Raw genomic sequence first — 6,588 nt, 5'->3', positions numbered from 1 at the left:
TGCGCGCCCGGGAACACTTCGAGAAAGGTGCGGACAATCACGCGCAGCATGTCGTTGTCCAATTGGTGCAGAGGCAGCCATTGGCAGAACAAGCCTCCGGGCGCAAGCCGTTCACGAACGGCACGGAAATGTTCGACCGTGTAAAGGGAGCCCGCGCCGTCACGCGCGGGATGAAACAGATCCGCGACGATCACATCATAGGTCGCATCGGCGGCGCGGACGAAGCGCCGTGCATCGGCAGTGAAAACTTTCAATTGCGGTCGCCGGCCGGGCGCGAAATTGTAAGGCTCGAACCGGGGCATGACCTCGAGGACTTCGGGCACGAGTTCCACGCCATCGCTTTGAAGTCCGGGATACAACGATGCCGCCCCGAAGCTGATGCCGGTGCCCACTCCCAGGAACAGGGCGCGTTTCGGCGCCGGATGCAGCAACATCGGGATGTGCGCCTGCCGGTACTCCACAGCGGACGCCGCTGTGCCGCCCATCTGAAAGCGGTTATCCACCCGCAACACGCGCTGGCGATTGGCGTCTTCCACCACAGCGACCGAGGCCATCACGCCTTCGCGGTATTCGATCAATCGTCCGCCCGGCGGAACCTGGGTGATTTGAAGATTTGCAGGCAGCGCGAAAACCAGAACAAGAGGCACGCCCAAAAGTCCCCAGCGCCAGCCCGCAATTTCAGGCGCGAGTGACAAATAGCCGAGCGAAATCAGAACCAGCGTCCATTTGGAGCCGACAAGCGGCAGCAGAATGACGCCAAACGTCGCGGATGCCAGCGCGCCGCCCATGGTGTTCAACGCCGCCGCGCGACCAACGCCGCCCTCCTCGCAGCGCGCGGATTGCACCAGGTGGCTGAACGTTGCACCCATGAAAACTGCGGGCAATAGAAAGACCGCGGCCGCCACCACCATTTCCGCGGCAAGCACGCCGGACTCACCGTCGCCCATTGCCGCGCGGCAGGCGTCGTACATGGGCTGCGCCTTCGAAAGTGTTAACACCCCCAGGAGACACGCCACTGAAACACCGCCGAGCAGTTCGGTGAGCAGGAGTCCGGACGAGTTTCGTTGAGACGCCGCAGATCCGCGCGCTACGCGGGGCGGCCCACCGCATCGAACCCGCAACGAACCCAACCGTTGAAAGAGCGCCGCGCCAATCGCCGCGCCTAGCAAAAAAACCGCCAGGACGGCGGCGAAACTGTAAACTGTGTTCTCGAGCACCCGCGACAGGACGCGCACTCCGACAGTTTCGAAACCAATGCCGAACAAACCGGTGAAAAAAAGAGTGAATCCCAACCGCACCGCCGTGAATGGAGCGCGGGATGCGGGATCCAAACGAGCCGGCTCAAGTTGTCCGCGACGAACGGCGCCCCGGTCGGCGTTCCTCGGGAACGAGGTCGTCCGCATTCCAATTCGCAAAGCGACGGCTCCGCAAAGGCAGTTGACGCCGGCCAAAAGCCAAACGCCATGCGACAAGCCAAGCGCCGGTTCGATGACAAACGCGCTTCCCAGAATCCCGGCAACAGCGCCGATCGTGTTGGCCGCGTACAGCCCGCCAACACATCGGCCGCTCGCTGTGAGCGGCGCGACAATCCGCTCCACCGCCGGGAGTGTTGCGCCCATTGCCGCTGTCGCGGGCAACAGCGCAATAAACGGCAAACCGAACGCGACGCTCCAGTGACGCAGCGGCGAGGTCACAAGACCGACCAGACTCAAGGCCGCCTGGTTCGTAACGGGCATCAGACCGGTTGAAACCAGACCCCACGCTCCGATGACAATTTCCAGCGCGCCGTACCACCGCCAAGGCGACGGGCTGCGACTGATCCGGCCATCCAATGTCCACGCGCCGACCGCCATTCCTCCCATCACCGCGCAGACGACCGCGAGCACGGCAGGCATTTCATGGCCCAAACCGGTCGCGAGCATCTTCGACCAGACCATTTGACAGCCCAGGCTTGCGCCGCCGGAGAAGAAGAACAGCGCATGACACAGGCAGACCGAAAGCCGGGGTCGGATCATGCGCCAGTTAGCAACATCCCGGGTCGAGGATCAAGCCTGCGGCGAAAGGGGCCGCGAAACCGCGTCACAAAAGTCGTGTTGGATTAAGCGAGGATTCCCTTCACGACTTCGCCGTGGACGTCCGTGAGGCGAAAATCACGGCCTTGAAAACGGTAGGTCAGCTTTTCGTGATCGATCCCGAGGCAGCGCAGGACGGTCGCGTTCAGATTGTGAACATGCACGGGACTCTCCGCCACGTTGTAGCAAAAGTCGTCCGTAACGCCGTAGGTGATGCCCGGTTTCACTCCGCCGCCAGCCATCCAGACGGAAAAGCAACGGCCGTGGTGGTCTCGACCATAGTTTTCCTTTTCAATCTTCCCCTGGCAATAAACCGTACGACCGAACTCACCGCCCCAGATGACCAGTGTATCATCAAGCAGGCCGCGTTGCTTGAGGTCCCTGACCAGGGCCGCACTGGGCTGGTCGGTGTCGGCGCACTGTTCCTTGATGCGTTTGGGCAGATCGTTGTGCTGGTCCCAGCCACGGTGGTAAAGTTGAACAAATCGCGCCCCGCGTTCCGCCATGCGGCGGGCCAGCAGACAATTGTAAGCGAACGAGCCGGGTCTCTTGACGTCCGGACCGTACATGTCGAGCACGGATTCCGACTCGCCGGAAATGTCCGTCAGTTCGGGGACGGACGTTTGCATCCGGTAGGACATTTCGTATTGGGCGATGCGTGTGTTGATTTCCGGGTCGGCAAAGGCCTGGAAACGCTTTGCGTTCAGCTTTGCCAGACCATCCAGCATGCGGCGCCGCGCCGCGGCGCTGACGCCCGGTGGGTTCGACAGGTAGAGCACCGGATCGCCTTTGCCGCGAAACTGGACGCCCTGATATTCGGAAGGCAAAAAGCCGGCGCTCCACAGGCGTGTGTAAAGCGGCTGGTCGCTCTCTTTCCCGTTCGAGATCATCACGATGAACGTCGGCAGGTTATGATTCGCGCTGCCAAGGCCGTAACTGAGCCATGCGCCCATGCAGGGTCGGCCGGGCTGCTGGAAGCCCGTTTGAATGAACGTGATCGCCGGGTCATGATTGATGGCCTCGGTGTTTACGGTTTTGATGATGCAGATGTCGTCCACGATTCCGCTGGTGTGGGGTAACAATTCACTCACCCAGGCCCCGGCCTTGCCGCATTGCTTGAACTTGTAAATGGACTTCACCACCGGCAGTGACTTTTGTCCGGAAGTCATGGTGGTGATGCGCTGGCCCATGCGTACAGAGTCGGGCAGCTCGGTCTCGTTAAGCTTTTCCAGGGCGGGCTTGTAATCGAGCAATTCCATCTGCGAAGGGCCTCCCGCCATGAACAGGTAAATGACCCGCTTGGCCCGGGGTGCGAACCGCATCGCGCCGGCCAGCATTTTCGATTTCTCGGATTCCCCGGCGAGCGCCCCGAAAAGGCCGGGGTTCAGCAGTGAACCGAGCGCGGCCACGCCGATGCCTGTGGCCATGCGGCCGAAGAAGTGCCTCCGGGTCAGTAACAGTTGATTTTCACGTATTGGGTCCATGCATGTCCTCTCAGTCTGTTGCGGGCGGCCTCACCCTTTCGTCACGGTTTCATCCAGGTTCAAAATCAGGCTGGCGATCGTCGCCCAGGCCGCCAATTCGCTCTTGTCGAGGTCAGCCTTCGCTTTGAATTCACCGACGCCGAGCAGTTTTTCCGCCGCGCCCCTGTCTTTGCGATACTCGTCGAGCTGCTGGTTGTAAACTTCGAGCAGCACCTTGATTTCGCCGGGATCCGGCGGGCGGGCTGTCGCCAGGCGGAACGCGTAGATGATGCGCTTTTTCGGATCGTTCGCCGCCTCGGTCATGATACGCTGCGCGAAGGCACGGGAAGCCTCGACGATCTGGGGGTCGTTCAGCAGCGTCAGCGCCTGAAGCGGCGTGTTGGTGCGTGGCCGCCGGACCACACAGTACTCGCGCGTGGGAGCGTCAAAGATCAGCATATTGGGCGGCGGGCTTTGACGTTTCCAGTAAATATAAAGACTTCGCCGGTACTGCCCCTCGCCGGTGTCGGGAACATATTTCTGGGCGTTGTTATAGGAGACGGCTTCCCAAAGCCCGCCCGGCTGCCACGGCTTCACGCTGTGCCCGCCTTCCCTTTCCACCAACAAACCACTGACGAACAGGGCCGTGTCGCGCAGTTCCTCGGCGTCCAGGCGGAAACGCGGACCCCGCGCCAGCAGTCGGTTCTCAGGGTCTTTCGCAAGCAGTTCGGGAGTCGCACGGGACGATTGCCGGTAGGTGGCCGAAGTGACGATAAGCCTCTGCAAATGTTTCACGTCCCATCCGGAGCCGGTGAATTCGGTCGCCAGCCAGTCGAGCAGTTCGGGGTGGGACGGACGTTCGCCCTGCACGCCGAAGTCCTCGACCGTCTTCACGATGCCGACGCCGAAGTATTGCTGCCAGAAACGATTCGCAACCACTCGCGCGGTGAGCGGGTGTGATGGATCCACCAGCCACTTCGCCAGCCCGAGACGGTTCTTCGGCGCGTCCTTCGGCCACGGAGGGAGCACGGCGGGAACACCCGGTTCGACCTTTTCGCCCTTCTTGTCGTATTCACCGCGCAAAAGCACAAACGTGTCGCGCGGCTTGTCCGCTTCCTTCGCGACCATCGTCGTAGGAATCTCCTTCTCGATGACGTCGTTTTCCTCCCTCCATTGCGCGACCTGGTCGAATCGCGCCTTGAATTCCGGCGACGCCACGCGGCGATAAAAGTTTTGCACCTCTTTTTTGTCCTTGCCAGTGGGCTCCGCTGTCGCGGTCAGAATCGCGGCAAGGCCCGCAGGCGGGTTGTCAACGTCGTCAAGGTCTGCCTTGAACCGGAAGCGGCACGCGCCCTGATCATTTGCCACCTTGACGAGGATCCTGTTTTCGCCCCACTTCAAGTCAACGGAAAACCTGGCCGGACCTTCCTCCGGGTTTCGTTTGACGGCCTGCTCGAGCGCGAGCGAACCGTTGACCCACACTTTGAAAAGGTCGTCCGCCGCCAGCGTCATGTCCACTTTGCGGTCGTTCGGAATCTTCAGCTCGCGATAGAGATAATAAACGCCATGCACGCCGTGTAGTTCATCCACCAGCACGTGCGATTTGCCGTCTTCAAACTCGGACTTCTCGCTCCATCGGATGTCCTCGCGAACGCCCGGATAAGACCTGTTCAGGTCAATCTCCTTCTCCGGTTCGTACTCGGCGGCGAGGCCCGTCCGGGGGTTTTCGGATTTGAACGGGCCGATCACGTGCCAGGGTGCCTGCTTCGGCGGAATGAGAAACCGCGCCAGTTCCTCATTTTGCGCCACCGCCAGACGGAAATGTCCGATGGCGCGCTTTGACTTTGAGGCTTCATACTTCAAACGAACGCGCAATTCAGAGTTGGTTTTCACCTTTGCCGGTTCGCCGAGAACGAACAAGGCGGTGTGTTTCCGGGTGATTGAGTTGGTCGGAATCGTCCAGGCCGATTCGGCATTGCCGTCAATCGCCCTGCCGATGTCCTTGTCTCCATCCCATGAATCGGCAGCAGCCCGTGAGAATTTGAGCTTCTTCGGCTCACCCGCTTTGCCTTCCGCGTCGGGGTTGATCATTTCCGCCTCGAACTCCGACAGTTCAAACCGCCCGTCGGCGGCGCGTGCACTGCCCTGTTCCGGTAGAGACTCGTGTGGCAGGACTTCGAGCCGGATTGCGGCGATGTTCCCTTCGGCCGGCTTGAGTCTCACCTCATGAATGTCCTGATCGGGATTCGGTCCCTCGACGAGCACCGACTGGTCGTCCAACGTTTTGAATTCGGTGCCGTTCGTGGATTGCACGCCCGCCGGCGCGAGCAGAGCCCAACCCGCGCTCAACTTTTCATGCCAATGAGCGGCCCACTTTGCCTGCGCTTCGTCCAGTTCCGGCACGGGCGAATCAATTTTTGCCTGTCCTTCCTCAATGTGCTTCTTCAACCATTCCTGGCGCTCCGTCTGTTCTTTCGTGGGCAACCGGATGAACGGGTCGTGATTGGGCTTGTTTCCGTCAAGCACCGGTTCGTCCAGATTATTGAACAACGCGTAAAGCCCGTAATATTCCCGATGCAGGATTGGGTCGTATTTGTGGGTGTGGCACCGGGCGCAGGTCATGGTGAGTCCCAGCCAGATGGTGCTGGTCGTTTCCACGCGATCAAAAGTGTATTTGGCCCGGTACTCGTCTTCGATGGCGCCGCCCTCGCCGGTGCTCATGTTGCAACGGACATAACCCGAAGCAATCTTTTGACTGGTCGTCGGAGACGGCAACAGGTCGCCGGCGAGTTGCTCGATTGTGAACTCGTCGAACGGCATGTTCTCGTTGAAGGCATCAATGACCCAGTCGCGATATTTCCACATGCTTCGCTCGGAATCGATGTGGTAGCCGTGCGAGTCCGCGTAGCGCGCCGCGTCGAGCCAGTAACGCGCCTCGTGTTCGCCGTAGCGCGGTGAGTCGAGCAACCGGTTGACAAGCCGGTCGTAGGCGTCCGGACTTTTGTCCGCAAGGAACGCGTCCACTTCCTGCGGCGTCGGCGGCAGGCCGGTCA

General features: G+C 60.8%; 3 protein-coding genes. All 3 read right to left on the bottom strand.

Going from position 1 to position 6,588, the window contains the following annotated elements:
• Positions 1-2,015, bottom strand: a 2,015-nt coding sequence (locus VN887_08195) for a spermidine synthase (protein HXT39988.1), incomplete at its 3' end; no start/stop codon positions are given.
• Positions 2,016-2,098: 83 nt separating this feature from the next.
• Positions 2,099-3,556 (bottom strand): DUF1501 domain-containing protein, encoded by a 1,458-nt coding sequence (locus VN887_08190; protein ID HXT39987.1) that lies wholly within the window; start codon positions 3,554-3,556, stop codon positions 2,099-2,101.
• A 30-nt stretch (positions 3,557-3,586) separates the two neighbouring features.
• Positions 3,587-6,588 (bottom strand): DUF1549 and DUF1553 domain-containing protein (locus tag VN887_08185; protein HXT39986.1); only part of this gene is annotated, 3,002 nt, incomplete at its 5' end.

Origin of the sequence: Candidatus Angelobacter sp. (assembly GCA_035607015.1) — a bacterium.
Taxonomy (GTDB): domain Bacteria; phylum Verrucomicrobiota; class Verrucomicrobiia; order Limisphaerales; family AV2; genus AV2.
This window is presented reverse-complemented; position numbering and strand designations above follow the sequence as displayed.